Origin of the sequence: Corynebacterium sp. HMSC063A05 (genome assembly GCF_001809695.1) — a bacterium.
Taxonomy (GTDB): Bacteria; Actinomycetota; Actinomycetes; order Mycobacteriales; family Mycobacteriaceae; genus Corynebacterium; species Corynebacterium amycolatum.
Map to the genome: position 1 here is coordinate 285,325 of NZ_KV798504.1, position 20,471 is coordinate 305,795.

A 20,471-nucleotide genomic window follows, 5' to 3' on the forward strand; every position below is an offset into this window, starting at 1 on the left:
TGGACTACTTTCAACTTGTGGATAACTGGAATATTTTCTGCGGTATCCTGGTTACTTACTTCAAATGACGAAAAATGTGATGCAGGAGGTAGTCGTACGTGAGTGATCCGACCGACAAGCCTCAGGGCAATATGTACGAGGTAGTTTTCCCGGTTCCTGACGTAACGGGAAGCGAGGGGCATCTGACCCTGGTCATTGCGCTTAGCGGTTATGCGGATGCCGGTAATGCAGTCTCGGAATCAGCTAGTTTCCTCTTGGATGCTCTCGAGCACCGTCCATTGGTGAACTTTTCTATCGACGAGCTGATTGATTATCGTTCCCGCCGTCCCGCTGTGACGATGAATCGCGACCAGATCGTGGATGTATCCGATTTGAACCTGTCGCTCAATGTGGTTCGCGACAACGTCGGCAAGCCGTTCTTACTGCTGTCTGGCCCTGAGCCAGACATGCGGTGGGAGGCTTTCTCGACTGCGGTCGCAGATTTGGCTAAGCGCTACGATGTCGGTCGGACCGTGTCACTGTACTCGGCGCCGATGACGGTTCCGCACACCCGACCGCTGGGCATCATCGCCCATGGCACAGATAAGCGGAAACTCAGTGATATGCATACCTGGGGCAACCGCGTCACGGTTCCGGGTGCTGCGAGCCTGAACATTGAGTACGAGCTCGCAAGCCGCGGTTGTGATGCCTTTGGTTTCACCGCGCAGGTACCACACTATGTCGCGGCCTCTGAGTATCCGCTGGCATCACTGCGGCTGTTGCAGGAGGTAGCAAAGCTAGCCAAGCTCAAGCTCCCGCTTGAGGCGTTGGAGAAGGAATCCGCGCGGGTGGCGGAGCTGCTCAATACGCAGACGAATGATTCCGGCGAGGTCTCTCAGCTGGTCAATCTTCTCGAGGAACAGTACGACCAGGAAGTTCAACGTCGTCAAGAGCTGGAGACGTCTCCCCTGCTTGGGCCTAACGGCGAGATGCCTTCGGCCGACGAGATTGGCGCTGAGTTCGAGAAGTTTCTCGCTTCCCAACCGCTGCGTCCAGTAGAGGACTCTTCCTCGCTTGACACCGAGGCGGAAACCCCGGCCAACGCGGATTCCTCGGCAACTACATCAGAGGACGCTGACGCACAGTCGGAAGAACCCGAGTCGACCTCGGCGGATGATAAGTCTGCGGAGTTTTCTGCAGACGAAACTGCCGAACAGCCTGAGTCTGAACAGCCCCGGGAAGAGCAGCCTCGGGAAGAGCAGGCAGAAAGCGAAGAATCCGGTGAACCGGAAAAGCCTCGTCGTCGGCGTGGCTGGAAGCCCTGGTTCCGCTTCTAATCCGGGGTTACCGCTAGGGTGGGAAGCGTGTCACTATCTGAAATGCTTCCCGACCTAGCTGAGGTTCCTGAGTCCCTTTTCGACGATGCGATTATGGACTCATTCATTGCCTGGACCAGGGATCAGGGCATCACGCTCTACCCGGCGCAGGAAGAGGCCGCTATCGGTTTGGCTGGTGGCGACCATGTCATCCTTGCCACTCCAACGGGGTCGGGCAAGTCGATGGTAGCTATAGCCGCCCATTTCTGCGCGCTTGCCCGTGGTCAGCGCAGCTTTTACACAGCGCCTATTAAGGCCTTGGTCAGCGAGAAGTTTTTTGCCCTCTGCGAGGTCTTTGGCGCTGAAAATGTCGGTATGATGACCGGCGATGCCACCGTCAACGGCGGCGCCCCCATCATCTGCGCAACTGCGGAAATTGTCGCCAATATCGCCCTGCGCGACGGGGCCGACGCCGATATTGACCAGGTGGTAATGGATGAATTCCACTTCTATGCGGATCCCGACCGCGGCTGGGCATGGCAGGTGCCACTGCTCGAGCTTTCCCGTTGCCAATTCTTGTTGATGTCCGCCACTCTCGGCGATACTCAAAAGTTTGAGAAGGATCTGAAGGAACGCACGGGCCTCGACGTCAACCTCGTTACAGGTACGACGCGCCCGGTGCCGTTGGATTTCCACTATGTCTACACGCCAGTTCATGACACGCTGGCGGAGTTGCTGAAATCCGGAAAAGCCCCAATCTACATCGTCTTTTTCTCCCAGCGCCAAGCAGCTGAACAGGCCCAAGCACTGACCGGTCTGAAGCTGCTGACGAAGGAGGAAAAGGAGCGGATTCGCGAGGAGATTGGCGATTTCCGGTTTACCACGGCCTTTGGTCGAGTTCTTTCCAAGTTGGTGCGCCAGGGCATTGGCGTCCACCATGCGGGAATGCTGCCGAAGTACCGTCGTTTGGTTGAGCGTCTCTCTCAGACTGGTCTGCTGAAGGTTATCTGTGGCACGGATACCCTCGGCGTCGGCATCAACGTGCCTATTCGTACGGTGCTAATTACCGGTTTGGCCAAATTCGATGGCCGCCGTAGCCGTATTCTCAAGTCACGCGAGTTCCACCAGATTGCTGGACGCGCCGGCCGTGCTGGCTACGACACCGAGGGCACCGTAGTTGTCGAAGCACCTGAACACGAAATCGAAAATGCCAAGCTGCGTCGCCGTGCCGGCCAGGATGAGGCCAAACTGAAGAAGTTGCGGCTGAAGTCCGTTCCCAAGGGCGAAGTGACATGGTCGGAGAAGACCTTCGACAAAATCGTTTCTCAGCCACCAGAGCCGCTGACCAGTCGCTTTGCAGTTACCAACGGTATGTTGCTCAACGTCATTGCACGTGGGGGCGATACCTACGAACACATGCGTCATCTGCTGCGCACCAATCACGACACCCGCCACCAGCAAAACGAGGCTATTCTGACCGCAATTGAGCTCTACCGCGGTTTGGTCAACGCGGGAATCGTCGTCACGCATGGCGAGGGCGATGACTGCCGCCCCGAGCTGACAATGGAGCTGCAGCGTGACTTCGCGCTCAACCAACCACTGTCGCCTTTCGCCATCGCCGCGCTCGAACTGCTGGATAAGGACAGCCCGAACTACGCACTCGATGTCATCAGTGTGTTTGAGTCAATTCTGGAAGACCCTCGCCCGCTGCTCATCGCGCAGCAGAAAAAGGCACGCGGTGAAGAAATTGCCGCGCTCAAGGCCGAAGGCGTTGATTACACCGAACGTATGAACATCGTCGAAGACATCACATGGCCGATGCCGCTTGCCGACGAGCTGGAGGGCGCATTCGACACCTATGCCCAAGGTCACCCGTGGGTGCGTGAGTTTTCGCTGTCGCCCAAATCTGTGGTGCGCGAGATGGTGGAAAAGGCCATGACTTTTTCGGATGTGGTATCTGAGTACGGAATCGCCCGCTCCGAAGGTATTTTCTTGCGCTACCTCACCGATGCCTGGCGCACTTTGCGACACACTCTCCCACCGGAAGCTGCTAACGAGGAGCTCCGGGACATTGTGGAATGGCTCGGCGAGCTCGTTGTGCAGGTGGATAACTCCCTGGTAGATGAATGGGCGCAGATGGCCGATCCGGACAAGCCATTGGACGAAGAAACTCTCAAGGAAGCGGCTTTTGGCACCGACGAGTCGCGGCCTCTTACCGGCAATGAGCGTGCATTTACCCGTATGGTGCGCAATCTCATGTTCCGCCACGTGCAGCTCTTTGCCTTTGAAAAGGAGGAGGAGCTGGCCGACCTGGACAACTACCTCGACGACGCACCAGATTGGCCTGCCGCGATGGATGACTACTTCGATGAATACGATGACCTAGGCATCGATGCTAAGGCTCGCGGCGGCGATATGATTTCGATTGACCGCAAAGCTGGTGAGGGCCTATGGCATGTGATCCAGATACTCGATGATCCTGAGGGTGACCACGGTTGGCGCTTTGAAGCGAACGTTGACTTGGCTGCATCTGATGAATACGGCGAAGTCAGGTTGGCATCACTGCGAATTATTCAGGGATAACCGCTAAACCGGGCTGGAACTGCCAGCCCGGTTTGGCTTACTTCGTACGCTACTGCAACATGCGCCAAGAGAGCTTTAGGCAATAGCGTCTATGTATGCCTGCCGTACCAGTTCGGCAATTCGATTGAACTCGCCGCCGCGTACCGATGATGCGCGGTGAACCAGCCCAATGGTGCGTCCCGGCCGTGCCGGACCCTCGAATCGCGCAACAGCCAGACCGGGACGGTCCGCCTCAATCTTGACAGCCGATTCCGGCACAAGCGACTGCCCCAACCCACCGGCAACACACTGCACGACGGTCGATAGAGAAGCCGCCCGTGTTTCCAAGCCGGAGGTCTCGCCGTGAACAGCATCGACCTTGCGACAGATATCCAACACCTGGTCACGCAGGCAATGACCGTCGTCAAGTAGGAGCAAGTCCAAGTCCCTGATTGCCTCAAGCTTTACGTCTTCCTTACCTGCCAGCGGATGATCGTCTGGCACGACGATGTAGAACTCTTCGTCGTAGAGGTAAATTTCTTCAAAGGAAGGCACATCGGACGGCAGTGCCATGATGGCTGCATCAATGGTGCCGGAACGAAGTGATTCGATGAGGCGCTCGGTCGGCTCCTCGACGATCCTAGGCCTTAGATCTGGCAGCTCGTCACGAACTAACTGGAGGAAGTTGGGCAGCACGTATGGAGCAACCGTAGGGATAACACCAATGGATAGTGGTCCGGACAAATCATCTGTACGGCCAGATGCGCGAGCAACAATCTCGTCAACAATTTCAGATGCTTGGCGTGCATAAGGAATCAGACCGCGACCGAGTGGCGTCACCAGCACTCGGCGAGTCGAACGCTCTACAAGCTGCACCCCCAGTCCCTGCTCAAGGGTGGAAAGCGCTTGTGACAGGCTGGGCTGTGAAATGCCGAGACGGGCAGCGGCTTGACCGAAGTGACCGGTATCGGCAATCGCGACAAAGGCACGTAACTGAGGCAAAGTGGGCCGATAATCTCTATTACGCATACCTATAAGCTTACACGAGCTTATTAACTTTTTCCTCTTGACGGTTTGGGAATCCATAGGCATAATGGCGTGTGACCCCAGAAGGAATACATTCAGGAGGATTCCATGGCAATTTTGACTGTTGGCGACAAGTTCCCCGAGTTTTCTCTAACCGCTCTCAAGGGCGGCAACCTGCGTGATGCAAACGCTTCTTCTCCGGATGACTACTTCGAGCAGGTAACCAATGAGTCCTACGAGGGTAAGTGGAAAGTCGTCTTCTTCTACCCGAAGGACTTCACCTTTGTCTGCCCGACGGAGATTGCTGCATTCGGCAAGCTGAACGAGGAATTCGAAGACCGCGGCACCGTTATTCTCGGTGGCTCTGGCGACAACGAGTTCTCCCACTTCAACTGGCGTGCAACCCACGAGGAACTACTGGACATCCCGTTCCCGATGTTCTCCGACATCCGCCACGACCTGATGCGTGCACTCGGCGTCGAGAACGCTGACGGTGTTGCAGATCGCGCAACCTTCATCATTGACCCGGACGGCATCATTCAGTTCGTCTCCGTTACCCCGGACGCTGTCGGTCGTAACGTTGACGAGGTTCTGCGTGTTCTCGACGCTCTTCAGTCTGAAGAGGTCTGCGCATGTAACTGGCAGAAGAATGACCCGACCAAGAACATCGACAAGATGGATGTTCTGAAGCAGGAGCTGAAGTAACTCATATGAGCATCGATAACCTTCGTTCCGGCCTACCGGAGTACGCCAAGGACATGAAGCTGAACCTTGGCACTCTCACCCGTTCTACGGAACTCTCCGAGCAGCAGCTGTGGGGTACCCTGCTTGCATCTGCTGCTGCCACCCGCAACGAGACCGTCTTCTCCGAGATTGCTGAGGAAGCCAAGGAGCACCTGTCTGACGAGGCTTTCGAGTCTGCGCTTGGTGCGGCTACCGTTATGGGCATGAACAACGTCGCTTACCGCACTCGCCACATGCTCGGTGATGACTACGCACAGGTCAAGTTCGGTCTGCGCATGAACATCATCTCCAATCCGGGTGCCGAGAAGGAAGACTTCGAGCTGTGGTCTCTGGCAGTTTCTGCCATCAACGGCTGTGAAGCATGCGTGACCTCCCACGCAAAGGTCGTCCGCGATGCTGGTCTGACCAAGGAGCAGGTCTGGGAAGCTGTGAAGATTGCAGGCACCGTCTCTGGTATTGCACAGGCTGTCTTCGCTGAGGCTACCCGCTAAATATTAGGAGGATACGTTCGGCTTTGATAGTCGAACGCTCCCCCGCAGGATTTCCTGCTGATCAAATAGCGCCCAAGGAACCAATTTGTACCGGTTCCTTGGGCGCTTTTTCTTATTCGTTTCGGCTACTGCTGCGGAGGGTAATAGCCCGGATTTTCCTGCGCTTCATTAATAACTCGACGGCCACCGATGAGCTGGCGGTAGATGTGCACCTGAACCAGCATAGCCAGCGGCATTGTGTACAAGATGCCAATATAGAAGAGCATCGCACCTGCGGAAGAAACAATCGACGTCAGTATGAATGCAACAAGCATCGTCCAATATTGGGGCTTTACCAGGCGCCAAGCGACAACCGGCGCCTCAAGCGCAGTTGCTCGACCATCGAAAACAAGTAGTGGCATAGTCGCTGTAATTGGCATGATGAAAATCGACGTCAACAACAAAACCAAGTAGCCCAGTGGAATCATCGCCGCGGCAGCTTCACTGCCATTGGCGGACAGGGATACTCCAGCGATGAAGAGCACCATCCCCGGCAGCATGGCGAGCAGTCCCACCAGGAACGTGACAATGTAGACACCGATAAGAGATCCCCACCTGTTTACACGGAAGAAAGTACCGTAGTTCGGCACTCTCCCATCGACAGCTTCGAATGCACCGCGCAGCATAAATGCCTGCATCGCGAACATGCCCACGGCAAATAGGAGTGCCATCGCGCCGACAGTCGCGAACATTGACCCTAGATCCTCAAACGGAACATCGCCTGGATAGTTCGGCTCAAATTCCGGATCGAAGTCACCAGAGGCAAAGAGAATTGCCGCTGCGCCAACAATCAGGGCGACTAGTACGGCGAAGAACGTCAGCATGACGCCAAGCCAAGAAGCAAAATTGCTATTTAGACTACGAAACGCTGCGGAAAAGGCACTTCCAATGTCGACCTTCGTCGGCCCTTGTGCCACAGGCTTCACCGGTGGCTCATTGCCACCTGGCATGTTGACTCCGGGAGCAAGTGCACCGGCTGCAGGATTCCCCCCTGCCGGTTGCTGCCAGTAGCTTGATCCCGCACCATAGGGCTGGCCACCATAGTTCTCGCTTGGCTCGCCAGTTCCGTAGGACGGAATATCGCCATAGGCCTGTTCCCTACCGTGAGCCTGATTCCACTGTGGCGAATCCTCTGGTCCACGCGAGCCATGTTGTGCGTCCGAATCGACCCCGTAAGGGTTGTAGTCCTGCGAACCATTGTTGGGAAAACCGTGGCTCTGGGAGTCATAGTTACTGGACTCATTGTCCCGGCTGCCGTCACCGTAAGGATCGTTGTTGCTGTATGGATTGTTTGGGGTATTCATGAAGCAGACTGCTCCTGCCAAATTGACGGATACATACAAATAATGCGCACAACGGACTATACGTGAGACAAGCCCTTGATGAGATTTTAATGGGCCAAAGTATAAGTCACGTTGTGCGCATTAATGTATTTAATTGGACGTTCTTACACGAGCTCCACCGAAGCGACTCCCTCGAATTCGTTCAATGAATCACCAACACCCAACGCGCTACCACGCACGATGATGTCATACTTGCCCGGCGCGACTCCTCCGGTCTCCCAAGAGACCTTGGCGGTGGTATAAATACCGTCCTTGGCAAATTCAATGACAGTTGCCTGGTCCCAGTCGTCGGAAACAATCTCACCGCGGTCATTCTTGATAAGTAGGTAGCCGTCTTCCAGTCGCAAGTCGTTATTCGGATTTGCCGCGACGAATTGGGCAACGGCTTTCTGCCCTACCGTGACGCTTGCCGTGGATTCAAGCACGTCACCAAAATTCTTGCCCATTGGAGCGGAATCGATAACCTTTCCTCCTGCTGGCGACGGCGGGATGATGCCAGTGAGATCGCCTGCCGCACGGCCTGGCTCGACCGCAATGCCGTCGGCAAGCGCGTGAGCGAGATTGTGATAAATGGAAATCATCGCACTGAGCGTGTACTTGCCGAAAGCCGTTGCGCCGCCCTCGTAGTCCTGCTGATCGTATTCCTCTGGGGTAGCGACGTAGTGGCCATAGCTGTTGGTGTAGCCCTGGCAGATGACAGTATCGATTGGAACACCGAGGACTTCAGCGACGTGCTGACGCATGCGGTAGCCCGACATTGTGGTGGGTTCAAGGCCATTGGTGATCAAGGTGAAGCCACCGATGCGGGTGATGGAGAACATGTGGGTCTGCTGGAGAAGACCATCGATGTAGCCGACTGGCAGCAGGCACTCTTTGTTGCCCTGAATCTCCCCGATGTTTTTCGGGAGTACGACGTTATTGAGCTGGTGCACCCACGGCGTACCGCCGCGCTCGCCTTCGTTGAACCCGAGGGCTGGTTCTCCACCGCCATCCTCCTGGCTACTGGCTGCGAAGGCCGCACCGAGGATTGCAGGTCCAGTGCGGTGCGGCTGGCCGTCGGGCGTGAATTGGCCGTCGATGTCGACATCGCCAAGGTTGACCCACTTGTGGACAGTGGAGATACCGCCTCCTGGCAGTGCAATGGTCTGTCCCTGGGTAGCGTCAATCTGACGCTGACCGAAAATGCGGGCGGACTCTGCTTCGTCTCCGTTGCCTGGGCCCGAATTTGGCACGAGCCCCATGTTCGGGCTGATGTCACCCGGGCACGACATGGTAAATGCGGCGACAAAGGGGGCATCGGCCGGCTCACGGTGGGTAACCCCGCGGTCGACCTCGACCTTCCATGCTGCGTAGCCCTTGTTGTCGCCGTCGATGATGGTGTGCTCGGGACCGAAGGTGGTCGGATGAATTCCATACCAGTTAATGAATCCGACTTCGCGGCCACCGCGACTCACGTGCAGTGTATGGCTTTCCGGGTTGACTCCGTCGGGGAAGCGACGCAGCTCTTCTTCAGGGTTACGCTTAAATGCCTGCAGGGAGCGGTTGACACCCGCATCCTTGGCAATCCCCTTGGTCAGGTGGATAGTCGACGGCTGGTAATCAGCGTGTGCACGTTCAATAGCCTTGACCACACCGACGACTACAGCTTCGAAAGTGACGGGACGGAATCCGAGGGTAGTCAGGTCAACCATGAGATGGCCCGACGTACCTCCCGGCGCAACATGCGTGTGAGATGCGCAGATAAGCACGTTGCCCTCATGGTAGAGGTCTCCGAAAAGAGCTCGGAGACGCCGCAGAACTTCCATCTGGATGGACTGGAACATGAGCCCCATGTCTGCGGTGACGTGGACGACACGGTTGTCGTTGTCATCGCCGAAGATGAATGCACGCGCCATCTGGCGAAGACGCAGACCCGAGGTGGTCTGATCCATGACCGCATACCCGTTCATGCCAGCGCCGAGTGGCTCGCCTGTCATATCGGCCATTCCTCGACCGACATTCAAATTGGTGGTCGAATTCCCCGCGGCGGCAGAAGCCCCGTTTGCAGGAGCGGCGTTTGCCTTAGGTGCACCACTTACGGCAGGCATCATACTCGCAGCTGACACGGCAGTTGCTCCGACGACGAAGCCTCGCCTGCCCACTTGGTACGGGGCGCGTGCGGTTGGTTCTGCCGAATTCGACGATGATGCCATCTGGGGATCGAGCATGTCACATCCTCTTCATATTTCTTTTTGAATATCAATATGCTGGACTTTAATCAGACAATCCCCTACACGTGGCCTAATTCACCAAAGTTTCCAAAATCCCCCCGCGACAGCAGTAACCGATACGACATTCGCAAGGCGGTATCACTACCATGGGCACAGTAGAATTTCGCAATATTTAGCGCGCTCCCCGCAGACACAACTTCAGAAAGGGCACCATGGGTCAGGCTGTCGGTTTTAACCGCGAGAAGTACATCGAAATGCAATCCGCTCATATTAAGAAGCGGCGCGCAGACATCGCAGGTGAAGGCGGCAAGCTCTACCTCGAAATGGGCGGCAAGCTATTTGATGATATGCATGCCTCGCGTGTTCTCCCCGGCTTCACACCTGACAATAAAATCGCTATGCTCGATCGCCTCAAGGACGATCTGGAAATCATGGTGTGCATCAATGCCAAGGATTTGGAGCGCCACAAGGTCCGCGCTGACCTCGACATCACTTACGAAGACGATGTGCTGCGTCTCGTCGATGTTTTTCGTGAACGCGGGTTTGTTGTCGGCAGCGTCGTCGTCACACAGCTTTCCGACGACAACACCCTGGCAAAGAACTTCATTGAGCGCCTGCAGCGACTCGGATTGAGCGTAATCCGCCATCGCAATATCGAGGGCTACCCAACAAACACCGAGAAAATTGTCAGTGAAGCCGGCTTCGGACTGAATGAATGGGCGCAAACGACGCGGGACTTGGTCGTTGTCACAGCGCCGGGCCCGGGCTCCGGAAAGCTGGCGACCTGTCTATCGCAGATTTACCACGACCACAAACACGGGATTCGTTCCGGTTACGCAAAGTTTGAGACCTTCCCTATCTGGAACCTGGCGCTCGAACACCCGGTAAATCTGGCCTACGAGGCGGCAACGGCTGATCTCGATGACATCAATCTCATCGACCCTTTTCATTTGGCCGCCTATGACACCAAGGTCACCAGCTATAACCGCGATGTCGAGGTCTTCCCACTGCTGCGCACCCTGCTGGAGAAGCTCGCGGGCGAGTCGCCGTACAAGTCACCGACCGACATGGGCGTCAATATGGCCGGTTACTGTATCGACGATGACGAAGTGTGCCGAGAGGCATCCAACCAAGAAATCGTTCGCCGTTACTACAAGGCTCTTGTCGACGAACACAAGAACAGCGCAGACGACGAAGTTTCGCAGCGCATTGCCATGATTATGAGCAAGGCCAACGTGTCGACAGCTGCCCGCCGAGTCGTCGCACCAGCACTTGAAGTTGAGAAATCTACCGGGGCGCCGGGCAGTGCAATCGAATTGCACGATGGCACAATCATCACGGGCAAGACCTCTGAGCTGCTCGGATGCTCAGCAGCAATGCTGCTCAACGCTCTCAAGAAGCTCGCCAATATCGACCCGGACTTACACTTGCTCTCCCCTGCTGCTATCGAGCCAATTCAAACGCTTAAGACGCATCACCTGGGCAGCCGCAACCCCCGCTTGCATACCGACGAGGTCCTTATCGCCCTTTCCGTGTCGGCGGCCACCAGCGACGACGCCCGCGCAGCCCTCGCCGAGCTGAAGAACCTTCGAAACTGCGATGTCCACACCACCACTATTCTCGGCAGCGTGGACGAAACAATTTTCCGCAACCTCGGTGTCCTAGTTACTTCCGAGCCCAAGTACCAGAAGAAGGCACTCTATCAGAAGCACTAAACCAGACCACCAGCTCACGTCGAAAATAGGATAACTGGGAGAGCAGACTAGAATAGTCCCCGTGAGCATCAGCAAGATTCTTCTGTACTACCAGTTCGCCCCGCTGTCCGATCCGCGTGCCATTATGCTGTGGCAGCGCGATCTTTGCGAATCGTTAGGGCTTAAAGGTCGCATTCTGGTGTCCGAGCACGGCATCAACGGCACCGTCGGAGGTGATCTCGATGCCTGTAAGAAGTACATCAAGAAAACCAAGCAGTACCCCGCTTTTCACTCCATGCAGTTCAAGTGGAGCGAAGGCGGCGCTGATGACTTTCCGAAACTCTCCGTCAAGGTTCGCGACGAAATCGTCGCTTTCGGTGCTCCGGGCGAGCTTAAAGTCGATACCGAAGGTGTCATTGGCGGCGGCACACATTTGAAGCCAGAAGAGGTCAATAAACTGGTCGAAGAACGCGGCGACGATGTCATCTTCTTCGATGGCCGCAACGCAATGGAAGCCGAGATTGGCAAGTTTAAAAACGCCGTCGTCCCGGACGTAAAGACCACGCACGACTTCATCGACGAACTGGAATCCGGCAAGTACGACTGGATGAAGGACAAGCCCGTTATCTCCTATTGCACCGGCGGCATCCGCTGCGAGATCCTCTCCGCGCTTATGAAGAACCGCGGGTTCGAAGAGGTCTACCAAATCGACGGCGGTATTGTCCGCTACGGCGAAAAGTTTGGCAATAAGGGTCTGTGGGAAGGCTCTCTCTATGTCTTCGACAAGCGCATGCATATGGAGTTTGGCGATGGCATCGAAGATGAGGACTACGTACAGCTCGGACACTGCGTCCACTGCGGCAAGCCCACGAACACCTTCCAAAACTGCATCAACGAAGACACCTGCCGTCGACAGGTGCTTATCTGCGATGACTGCTGGGAGGATACCGAGACACAGCACTGTGGGCGCGAGGACTGCAAGGAAGTTGCCGAAGAGCTAGCAGCCGCAAAGTAGGACGCTTCCTGCTGCCATCGGACCATCTTGAGCGTCTCCAATCAGCACAGATGTGGGTTGTCTACCAAGACACGGCTAATCTAGTAGGCAACCATGACTACTCCTAGCCGTTCTGATAAACCAGCTCCACGTGTCCAGTCGGGAAACCACCACTCCCGCCATCGCAATTCCGCCAGGCCGCAGCGCTCTGACAAGCCTGCTAAGGACACGCGTAAAAAGGAGCTCTACCAGCTCGCTGATCAATTACCTATTCGGGAGGCCCAGTCCTTCCGACGTCGGCTAAAGCGAGCATCCGCGCCGAAGGCGCTGTCTGCAATCTCTGCAGACCTCGACTTTGCGCTGGAGCGGTTAGAAGATCGTCGTAATGCGATTCCTCGCATCACCTACCCGGCGCAGTTGCCGGTGTCCGCCCGCCGCGACGATATTGCAGAGGCGATTGAGAACAATCAGGTCGTCATTATTGCTGGTGAGACTGGCTCTGGTAAAACTACCCAAATCCCGAAGATATGCCTAGAACTGGGACGCGGGGTGCGGGGCAAGATTGGCCATACGCAGCCACGTCGTATTGCGGCGCGTTCGGTGGCGGAGCGAATTGCCCATGAGCTGGGCGAGAAGATTGGACAGCACGTCGGTTATGCGGTGCGTTTTGATGACCGCGTGGGCAAGGATACCTGCATTAAACTGATGACCGACGGTATCCTGCTGGCCGAAATTGGCCGCGACCGACTGTTGCGTGAGTACGACACCATCATCATCGATGAGGCGCACGAACGCAGCCTCAACATCGACTTCCTGCTGGGATATTTAAAGCATATTCTGCCGCAGCGCCCAGATCTGAAGATCATTATCACTTCGGCGACGATTGATCCGGAACGGTTCGCCCGTCATTTCGCGCCTGACGACGAGCACACTGCGCCCATCATCGAGGTGTCAGGGCGCACCTACCCGGTGGAAATCCGCTATCGCCCTCTGGTGCGGACTGTTGTTGCGAAAAATGGGCAAGAAAAGGAAGTCGCCATCGAGCAGATCGATGGTGTTATCGCTGCGTGCGAGGAGCTCATGCGGCTTGGCGACGGCGATATCCTGGTGTTCTTTTCGGGTGAGCGCGAGATCCGAGAAGCAGCCGAAGCCATCGAGGGCAGGCGCTGGAAGGGTGTAGAAGCCGTTCCACTGTTCGGTCGGCTATCTAATGCAGAGCAGCACCGAATCTTCACCCCGCACTCCGGGCGCCGCATTGTGCTGGCGACCAATATCGCGGAGACGTCGCTGACGGTGCCGGGTATTGAGTACGTCGTCGATACTGGTACCGCACGCATTTCCCGGTACTCCACCCGCACGAAGGTGCAGCGCCTGCCAGTCGAGGACATCAGCCAGGCATCCGCGAATCAGCGCTCTGGACGCTGTGGTCGTGTAGCTGATGGCGTGGCGATTCGTCTCTACAGCGAGGAGGAATTTCTCTCTCGCCCCGAGTTTACGGATCCGGAGATTCTGCGCACCAATCTCGCTTCGGTTGTACTGCAAATGATTTCGTTGCGGCTTGGCGCGATTGAGGCCTTCCCCTTTGTCCAGCCACCAGAGCACAAGGCAGTGCGCGATGGCATTAACCTGCTCACAGAGCTTCAGGCTATTACCACCACGTCGGCGTCTGGGAGAGGCCGTGAATCTGACTCCGGCGCCAGTGCCGACGCCCCCGAGCTGACGGACATCGGCCGACAGATTGCCCGTATACCTGTCGACCCGCGCCTTGCCCGCATGCTGGTCGAAGGGTACGAAAACACCACTCTTGGGGCTGTGACCGTCATTGTCGCCGCGTTGTCTTTGCAGGATGTTCGCGAACGTCCGCTGGAGTTCCAAGCTCAGGCAGATCAGCTACATGCCCGTTTTAAGGACACCACCAGCGACTTCAACTCCCTGCTGAAGCTCTGGGAATACCTGGAGGAAAAGCGCCGCGAGCTTAGCGGTAACCAGTTCCGCAAGATGTGCAAACGCGAGTACCTCCACTATCTGCGCGTTCGCGAGTGGCAGGACTTGGTGCGTCAGCTCCACCAGGCAACGGCTGAGCTGGGCTGGAGTCTTTCGGCCCGCAGCTTAACCAGCGGTGTCGACGATCCCGACGAGGTGGCAAAGTCGCTGTTACCGGGTCTGTTATCGATGATTGGTACGCGCGAGGGCGAGGGCAAGGAATTTACTGGCACCCGAAACACGAAGTTCCTCATTCACCCCTCGTCCGCGCTGGCGAAGAAGCCACCCCGCTGGGTGATGGCTGCGGAGATCGTCGAGACTTCTCGAACTTTCGCTCGAAACGTTGGCACCATTCAGCCTCAATGGGTCGAAAAGGTGGCTCCTCACCTGCTGAAACATCAGTACTCGGAACCGCACTGGTCGGCTAAACGCGGTGCGGCTATGGCTTACCAGAAGTCGACGCTCTACGGCGTGCCCGTAGTCGTTGACCGACTGGTGCCTTATCACCGTGTTGATGCGGATGCCGCACGCTCTATTTTCATCCGCTGCGCACTTGTCGACGGCGAGTGGAACACTCATCATGAGTTCTTCAAGAACAACCAAGACAAGCTGGCCGAAGCTGCGAAGATCGAGGAAAAGCAGCGGTCCCGCGGGATTGTCGTCGACGACGATGTTCTTTACGCGTTCTACGACTCCAAGTTGCCTGCTTCCATTACCACTGCAGCCAATTTTGACCGCTGGTGGAAAAAGACCAAACCCAAGCAGCCGAATCTCCTCGATTTCGATCCGAACAAGCTGCTCAATCCGGATGCCGGCGATATCGATGACAATGCCTTCCCCGAAATGTGGCAGCAGGGCTCCGTCGATTTCTCGCTGTCCTATAAGTTCGAACCGGGAGCTCCTGATGACGGCGTAACCCTTCGCGTCCCGGTTCCTCTCCTGGCGGGTCTGCGTGAAGATGGCTTCGACTGGCAGGTTCCCGGTCTGCGCGCCGAGCTCGCAGAAGCCTATATTCGCACTCTCCCGAAGGCTCTGCGTAAGTCAGTTGTCCCCGCGCCGGATTTCGCACGCCGCGCGCTGGAGACAATGACGCCGTATTCAGGGCGCTTCGTTGATGTTTTCGCCGATGCTTTACGACGGCTCGGAGGCTCCGGCATCAATGGAGCCGATTTTGACCCGTCCAAGCTGCCAGCGCACCTGCGCTTTAACTATGCGGTTATCGACCGACACGGCAATATTGTCGATCAGAGCCGTGATCTCGCCCCCTTGCGCGCTAAGCACGCGGCAACTGTCTCGACTGCCGTTTCGAAGCGTGCAAAGTCTGCAGCCCACGAAGCCGTGAAAAAATGGACTTCGGACAATCTCGGCACTGTGGCAGAGACAGTCAAAAGTACTGTCGACGGTCAATCGGTCACCATGTATCCGACGCTTGTGACCACTAAGGATGGCGTGGCCGTCGAAGTCAAACCAACTAAGGCCCAGGCCGAGGCCACATTGGCAACTACCAACCTGACTATGTTGTTGCGCGAATGCCCCGTCAACGCTGCACAAATGACTAAGGGACTTCCACTTCAGCAACGCGTTGGTGTGGATGCGTGGCCGCATGGCGGCGCAGATGGACTCGTCGAAGACTGCCGCGTCGCAGTAATCCGCGATTGCATGATAGCTGCTGGTGGCCCGGTACGATCCCCCGAAGAATTCAACAAGCTACTTGAACAGGTTCGCTCCGGTGTCGCCTCGGAGGTACGCCAGTTGGTTGTCGGCATTGCACAGGCCATGCCGGCCTATGTCTCGGTGACTAATCAGCTGGATAAGTGGGAAGGCGATGCTATTGACGATATGCGTCGCCAGCTGGAGTTCATGTTCCCCAAGGGAGCGGTGGCCAAGCACGGATGGCAGCACCTGCGTCATTTGCCACGCTATCTACAAGCGATGGAGATTCGCCTTGAGGAAATGAACCGCGATCCCGGCCGTGATGCGGACCGTGAAGATGAGGTTACTGAGGCTCGTGAATATTTAGCTGCGAAACTCGAGCGGCTGCCCAAGGGGCGAGCGCATTCTGCGGAAGTTCGGGATATTCAGTGGCTTATCGAAGAGCTACGCGTCAGCCTCTTTGCCCAGCGTTTGGGAACAGCCCACAGTGTTTCCCTGACCCGAATAAAAAAACGTGTGGATAAGCTGCGCTAAGGCATCTCCGCTTCCTTGCCATGCGCCTGTGGTTTCTTTCCTTTGCGCATGCTGGAGATTTCCTGGATGAAGTCATCCGCCGAAGAAAATGACTTGTAGACGGAAGCGAACCGGAGGTAACCCACCTCATCCAATTCTTTCAATGGTTCAAGGATGGCGAGACCGATATCATTTGAGTCCACCCGAGGCGTGCCTTTCTCGCGGAGGCTCTCCTCCACTTTTTGTGCAAGCTTCTTCAGCTGAGACTCTGATACTTCACGCCCCTGGCACGCACGTCGAACACCCTGGATAACCTTTTCACGGTTGAACTCCTCAGGGATTCCATCCCGTTTAACAACCATCAGCTGCGAGCGTTCAATCGTAGAAAAACGTTTACCGCAATTCAGGCATTCTCTCCGGCGACGAATCCCCATACCGTTATCTATTAACCGTGAGTCCAAGACTCGTGTCTGATCATGGTGACAAAACTGGCAATACACAGCCTCCAGTCTACGTCCAACCCCAACGCCGGAAACCGGAATGATTATTGCGCGGAGTAGGAAGCGTACGTAGACGTAAAGGTGCTTTCGACTGTCTCACTTTCCCCTTGTTCAAAGACCACGCTGCCGAACACTCCGAAGAAAACACCAAGCCCTAGAGCCCATACCGCCATCAAACGAGTCAGGTTAGTGCCTGAGGATACATCACTACGATTGGACTGCTGCGCCCTGCTAACAGGTAGAGACGGGCGCCCGTAGTTGACCGAGACATGACTAGGCCGCGACCTGTCCCTCCGCATTCGCGCCGATGAAGCCCCATCGCGATTGCGCTGTGCAATACGTGCACGCTGACCGGGCCGAACGATGTGCTGCGTGCAAGACGCACTACGTTCACCCCACACCAACGGGGCTTTCCGTGTCGTCCGAGCAGAGGGCTCGGAAACTTGAGAAAAGTCAATATCAGATGCGCTGCTAACACCTAGTGCGGTTGAAACCATAGACATCATGTTTTCTCCCTTTCCAACGTTGACTCTCCCACCGTTGCCGGCCTGGAGAGAATAAGAGTTGTACGACCGTTTCCCGACGCTCTGGAGACTATGCCCAAGGGCGGATGCAGAGAATCCGTCTAGACCTTTTCATCAAACGACTGTTCGAGTAACTTGTCATGTTCGATTTATAACACCATGTTCGAACGTTGTCTACTGCTATCCGGTTTTATTTTCGATTTTCGGAACCGCCACGGCCTCCGAGCACGGATTACGCAGACTTTTTCCAAAGAATCCAAGGACGTGCGGTGTTCGATGCTCGACGATTCGAACAGTTTTGAGCTATCATTCATTCGAAAGAGTTTGAGAAGGGATGTTCCATGGCTCAAAAGAAGAAAGCGAACCCTAAAACACTCACCGATCGGCAGCGTCGCATTCTTGATGTCATTTCGGATGCCGTCGTACTTCGCGGATACCCACCGAGCATTCGAGAAATTGGAGATGCCGTGGGCTTGAATTCCACCTCGTCGGTGGCATACCAACTCAAGGAGTTGGAAAAGAAGGGCTTTCTCCGCCGCGACCCACACAAACCCCGTGCGGTAAACGTAAGGGATTCGAAATCCTCAGCTGGCACTTTCACTCCGGTAAAGCCTGGGCCAAAGGCCACTGGCAGCACCCAAACTCCCGAGATACCAGAGGACATGCCAGAGCCAATCTTCGTTCCTATCGTTGGACAGATTGCGGCTGGCAACCCCATTTTGGCGGAACAGCATGTGGAAAGTCATATGGCACTTCCGATGGAGATTACGGGCTCTGGTCAGCTGTACCTACTCAAGGTCGTGGGTGATTCCATGGTTGACGCAGGCATTCTCGACGGAGACTGGGTGGTAGTCCGTTCCCAAGACGTGGTCGAACAGGGCGACTTTGTTGCAGCCCTGTTTGAAGATGAAGCAACAGTCAAGGAATGGCACGAAGACGCTGCTGGCAAGTGGCTAATGCCCCATAATCGCGCATTTGACCCGCTCCCCGCAGAGCACGCCAAGATCCTCGGCAAGATTGTCAGCGTCCTACGCAGTCTCTAATTTCCCACATTTTCGTTGCCCGAAACAGACACAAACGGGCATACTGGAAACAGGTAGTAAAGCTGAGAATTTTTAACAGCTAAGGAGCGGGGAATGTACGCAGAGGAACGCCGCCGGAAGATTGCGTCTTTGACAGCAGTCGAAGGGCGCGTGACGGTCGCTGATCTTGCGGAAGCTTTCGATGTCACAGCAGAGACGATTCGCCGTGACCTAGCTCAGTTGGATGCAGAGGGCGCAGTTCACCGTGTACACGGTGGCGCTGTAGCTACTCGTTCTTTTCAGACTGTTGAGTTTTCAGTTGCCGCTCGAAAGAACGCGCAGAAAGACGCGAAGCTCTCTATTGCCCGCTGTGCTGCCGATTTTCTACCTGACTCTGGTGGTGGAATTTTTCTCGATGCCGGAACTACCACCGAGGCTCTTGCAGAGCTGATGGTCCACTCCCCTGATAACCGCCGTTGGTCGGTTGTCACAAACTCTCTTCCCAACGCCATCACACTCGCAGGATCGAACCGCATTGAGCTTCAACTCCTTGGCGGCCAAGTCCGCGTCATTACTCAGGCGGTTGCTGGCGATACCGCACTCCGTACTCTTGCGGTTATGCGTGCCGATGTCGCTTTCATTGGTTCTAATGCCTTGACAATTGACCACGGTCTTTCTACTGCTGATCCGCAGGAAGCAGCGGTAAAGCGCGCGATGATCACGAATGCGCGCAAGGTCATCGTTATGGCGGACTCGACGAAACTCGGCCGTGACTTCCTTGTCAGTTTTGCGGCATTGGAAGATATCGACGTCGTGATTACAGATTCCTCTGCCCCGGAGCAATTCGTGAACGATCTCAGGGAGCAAGGTGTCGAGGTCGTGGTTGCTTCATGATCCTGACCTTGACTGTAAATCCGTCAATCGATCGACTTGCTCGCCTCGATACGGAGCTCAAGCGAGGTGGAGTGTTCCGCCTACCAATGGCTGAGGACATGGCTGGCGGCAAGGGAATTAATGTGTCCAAGGCGTTGCACTACGCGGGAGAAAAGACGCTCGCGCTCTACCCGGCATCAGACTCCGGAAAATTCACACGTCTGTTGGAAGTCTCTGGCATCCCCCACGAAGCCATCAACACGACTAACGAAGCCCGCGTTAATCTCACACTCGCAGAGCCAGATGGGACGACCACCAAGCTCAATTCCCCTGGCATGACATTGACAAAAGCGCACCGTAGGCGTGTCCTGGAGAAGCTTATCCACCATGCTAAACGCGCCACGTGGGTAGTTTTCGCAGGTTCACTGCCCCCTGGCGTCCCCCGGGATTTTTACGTTCAATGCACCGAAGCGGTGTATTCGGTCAACCCGAATATTCGTGTTGCTATGGACACTAGCGACGGCCCACTGACTGAGGTCGTTCGCGCATTTCCGAAGGTGCGGCCTTTTTTGATGAAGCCAAACGCCTACGAACTTGGCCAAATCATTGATCAGGACGGCGAAGAACTTGAGGCCGCTGCAGCCGAAGGGAACTATCTTCCCGTAGCGCAAGCTGCTCGTGCACTGAACGAACTTGGTGTTTCCGAAGTCCTTGCCACTCTCGGCGAGGCAGGGGCGGTACTTTCAGTGAAGTCAGGCGGTTGTTTCGCTGCTACCTCACCCTCGATAGTCGCTCAGTCCACGGTCGGTGCTGGAGACTGTGCTTTGGCCGGCTACGTTATGTCCCGCGAACGCGGTGATAGTCACCAAGATTCACTAACCACCGCCGTGGCTTATGGGGCGGCGGCAACCAGTCTTCCCGGTACGACCATCCCCTATCCAGAACAGGTTCGCCCCGAGGCTGGCCGGTTATGGCAGCTCGACGCTTAGCTTTTCGATGCCTAGA

At 56.0% G+C, this 20,471-nt stretch carries 14 protein-coding genes; 10 read left to right on the forward strand and 4 right to left on the reverse strand.

What is annotated here, in order from left to right:
- Positions 1-98: 98 nt before the first annotated feature.
- Positions 99-1,316, forward strand: a complete 1,218-nt coding sequence (locus HMPREF2651_RS07815) for a PAC2 family protein (RefSeq protein WP_038628806.1) — start codon at positions 99-101, stop codon at positions 1,314-1,316.
- Positions 1,317-1,358: 42 nt separating this feature from the next.
- On the forward strand, positions 1,359-3,878 hold the full coding sequence (locus tag HMPREF2651_RS07820; RefSeq protein ID WP_141746489.1) for a DEAD/DEAH box helicase: 2,520 nt from the start codon (positions 1,359-1,361) through the stop codon (positions 3,876-3,878).
- 75 nt (positions 3,879-3,953) lie between these two features.
- Here the strand turns inward: HMPREF2651_RS07820 and HMPREF2651_RS07825 are convergent, their stop codons facing one another.
- Positions 3,954-4,886 (reverse strand): hydrogen peroxide-inducible genes activator, encoded by a 933-nt coding sequence (locus HMPREF2651_RS07825; protein ID WP_038628799.1) that lies wholly within the window; start codon positions 4,884-4,886, stop codon positions 3,954-3,956.
- A 105-nt stretch (positions 4,887-4,991) separates the two neighbouring features.
- Between HMPREF2651_RS07825 and HMPREF2651_RS07830 the strand changes: the two genes are divergently transcribed.
- Both HMPREF2651_RS07830 and HMPREF2651_RS07835 read left to right on the forward strand, forming a co-directional pair.
- Positions 4,992-5,588 (forward strand): peroxiredoxin, encoded by a 597-nt coding sequence (locus tag HMPREF2651_RS07830; RefSeq protein WP_070586022.1) that lies wholly within the window; start codon positions 4,992-4,994, stop codon positions 5,586-5,588.
- Between the two features lie 5 nt (positions 5,589-5,593).
- Positions 5,594-6,118 carry an alkylhydroperoxidase, AhpD family gene (locus HMPREF2651_RS07835; RefSeq protein WP_038628796.1) on the forward strand — a complete coding sequence of 175 codons (525 nt, stop codon included), beginning with the start codon at positions 5,594-5,596 and terminating at the stop codon, positions 6,116-6,118.
- A 125-nt stretch (positions 6,119-6,243) separates the two neighbouring features.
- Here HMPREF2651_RS07835 and HMPREF2651_RS07840 read toward each other — a convergent pair whose 3' ends face one another.
- Together HMPREF2651_RS07840 and HMPREF2651_RS07845 are read right to left on the reverse strand one after the other, a co-directional pair.
- Positions 6,244-7,461, reverse strand: a complete 1,218-nt coding sequence (locus tag HMPREF2651_RS07840) for an MFS transporter (RefSeq protein ID WP_038628793.1) — start codon at positions 7,459-7,461, stop codon at positions 6,244-6,246.
- 143 nt (positions 7,462-7,604) lie between these two features.
- Positions 7,605-9,707, reverse strand: a complete 2,103-nt coding sequence (locus HMPREF2651_RS07845; protein WP_049181545.1) for a neutral/alkaline non-lysosomal ceramidase N-terminal domain-containing protein — start codon at positions 9,705-9,707, stop codon at positions 7,605-7,607.
- Positions 9,708-9,922: 215 nt separating this feature from the next.
- Here HMPREF2651_RS07845 and HMPREF2651_RS07850 point away from each other — a divergent pair, with 215 nt between their 5' ends.
- The 3 genes from HMPREF2651_RS07850 to hrpA all read left to right on the forward strand — a co-directional run bounded on the left by HMPREF2651_RS07850 (position 9,923) and on the right by hrpA (position 16,568).
- A complete protein-coding gene (locus HMPREF2651_RS07850) occupies positions 9,923-11,425 on the forward strand; it encodes a DUF1846 domain-containing protein (RefSeq protein ID WP_038628787.1) in 1,503 nt (500 codons plus the stop codon).
- A 61-nt stretch (positions 11,426-11,486) separates the two neighbouring features.
- Complete coding sequence (locus HMPREF2651_RS07855; protein WP_049181547.1) at positions 11,487-12,419, forward strand: oxygen-dependent tRNA uridine(34) hydroxylase TrhO; 933 nt, start codon at positions 11,487-11,489, stop codon at positions 12,417-12,419.
- 93 nt (positions 12,420-12,512) lie between these two features.
- Positions 12,513-16,568, forward strand: coding sequence for an ATP-dependent RNA helicase HrpA (gene hrpA / locus HMPREF2651_RS07860; RefSeq protein WP_049181549.1), 4,056 nt, complete (start codon positions 12,513-12,515; stop codon positions 16,566-16,568).
- On the opposite strand, the gene nrdR is transcribed toward hrpA, so the two are convergent.
- Positions 16,565-17,047: a transcriptional regulator NrdR gene (nrdR, locus tag HMPREF2651_RS07865; protein ID WP_038628780.1), complete on the reverse strand. Its 483-nt coding sequence runs from the start codon at positions 17,045-17,047 to the stop codon at positions 16,565-16,567. The genes hrpA and nrdR overlap by 4 nt on opposite strands.
- A gap of 865 nt (positions 17,048-17,912) precedes the next feature.
- Here nrdR and lexA point away from each other — a divergent pair.
- The 3 genes from lexA to HMPREF2651_RS07880 all read left to right on the forward strand — a co-directional run bounded on the left by lexA (position 17,913) and on the right by HMPREF2651_RS07880 (position 20,455).
- Positions 17,913-18,614, forward strand: coding sequence for a transcriptional repressor LexA (lexA, locus tag HMPREF2651_RS07870; RefSeq protein ID WP_038628778.1), 702 nt, complete (start codon positions 17,913-17,915; stop codon positions 18,612-18,614).
- A 93-nt stretch (positions 18,615-18,707) separates the two neighbouring features.
- Entirely contained in the window at positions 18,708-19,487 is a 780-nt protein-coding gene (locus HMPREF2651_RS07875) for a DeoR/GlpR family DNA-binding transcription regulator (RefSeq protein ID WP_016422628.1), read from the forward strand.
- Positions 19,484-20,455 carry a 1-phosphofructokinase family hexose kinase gene (locus HMPREF2651_RS07880; protein ID WP_038628776.1) on the forward strand — a complete coding sequence of 324 codons (972 nt, stop codon included), beginning with the start codon at positions 19,484-19,486 and terminating at the stop codon, positions 20,453-20,455. The genes HMPREF2651_RS07875 and HMPREF2651_RS07880 overlap by 4 nt, the downstream gene beginning before the upstream one ends.
- Positions 20,456-20,471 lie beyond the last annotated feature (16 nt).

Excerpts from the sequence above, each read along its gene's own strand:
- lexA (WP_038628778.1), top strand. The coding sequence starts at position 17,913 with ATGGCTCAAAAGAAGAAAGCGAACCCTAAAACACTCACCGATCGGCAG.
- HMPREF2651_RS07850 (WP_038628787.1), top strand. The coding sequence starts at position 9,923 with ATGGGTCAGGCTGTCGGTTTTAACCGCGAGAAGTACATCGAAATGCAA.
- HMPREF2651_RS07825 (WP_038628799.1), bottom strand. The coding sequence starts at position 4,886 with ATGCGTAATAGAGATTATCGGCCCACTTTGCCTCAGTTACGTGCCTTT.
- HMPREF2651_RS07835 (WP_038628796.1), top strand. The coding sequence starts at position 5,594 with ATGAGCATCGATAACCTTCGTTCCGGCCTACCGGAGTACGCCAAGGAC.
- HMPREF2651_RS07820 (WP_141746489.1), top strand. The coding sequence starts at position 1,359 with ATGCTTCCCGACCTAGCTGAGGTTCCTGAGTCCCTTTTCGACGATGCG.
- HMPREF2651_RS07845 (WP_049181545.1), bottom strand. The coding sequence starts at position 9,707 with ATGCTCGATCCCCAGATGGCATCATCGTCGAATTCGGCAGAACCAACC.
- hrpA (WP_049181549.1), top strand. The coding sequence starts at position 12,513 with ATGACTACTCCTAGCCGTTCTGATAAACCAGCTCCACGTGTCCAGTCG.
- HMPREF2651_RS07830 (WP_070586022.1), top strand. The coding sequence starts at position 4,992 with ATGGCAATTTTGACTGTTGGCGACAAGTTCCCCGAGTTTTCTCTAACC.
- HMPREF2651_RS07840 (WP_038628793.1), bottom strand. The coding sequence starts at position 7,461 with ATGAATACCCCAAACAATCCATACAGCAACAACGATCCTTACGGTGAC.
- HMPREF2651_RS07880 (WP_038628776.1), top strand. The coding sequence starts at position 19,484 with ATGATCCTGACCTTGACTGTAAATCCGTCAATCGATCGACTTGCTCGC.
- HMPREF2651_RS07875 (WP_016422628.1), top strand. The coding sequence starts at position 18,708 with ATGTACGCAGAGGAACGCCGCCGGAAGATTGCGTCTTTGACAGCAGTC.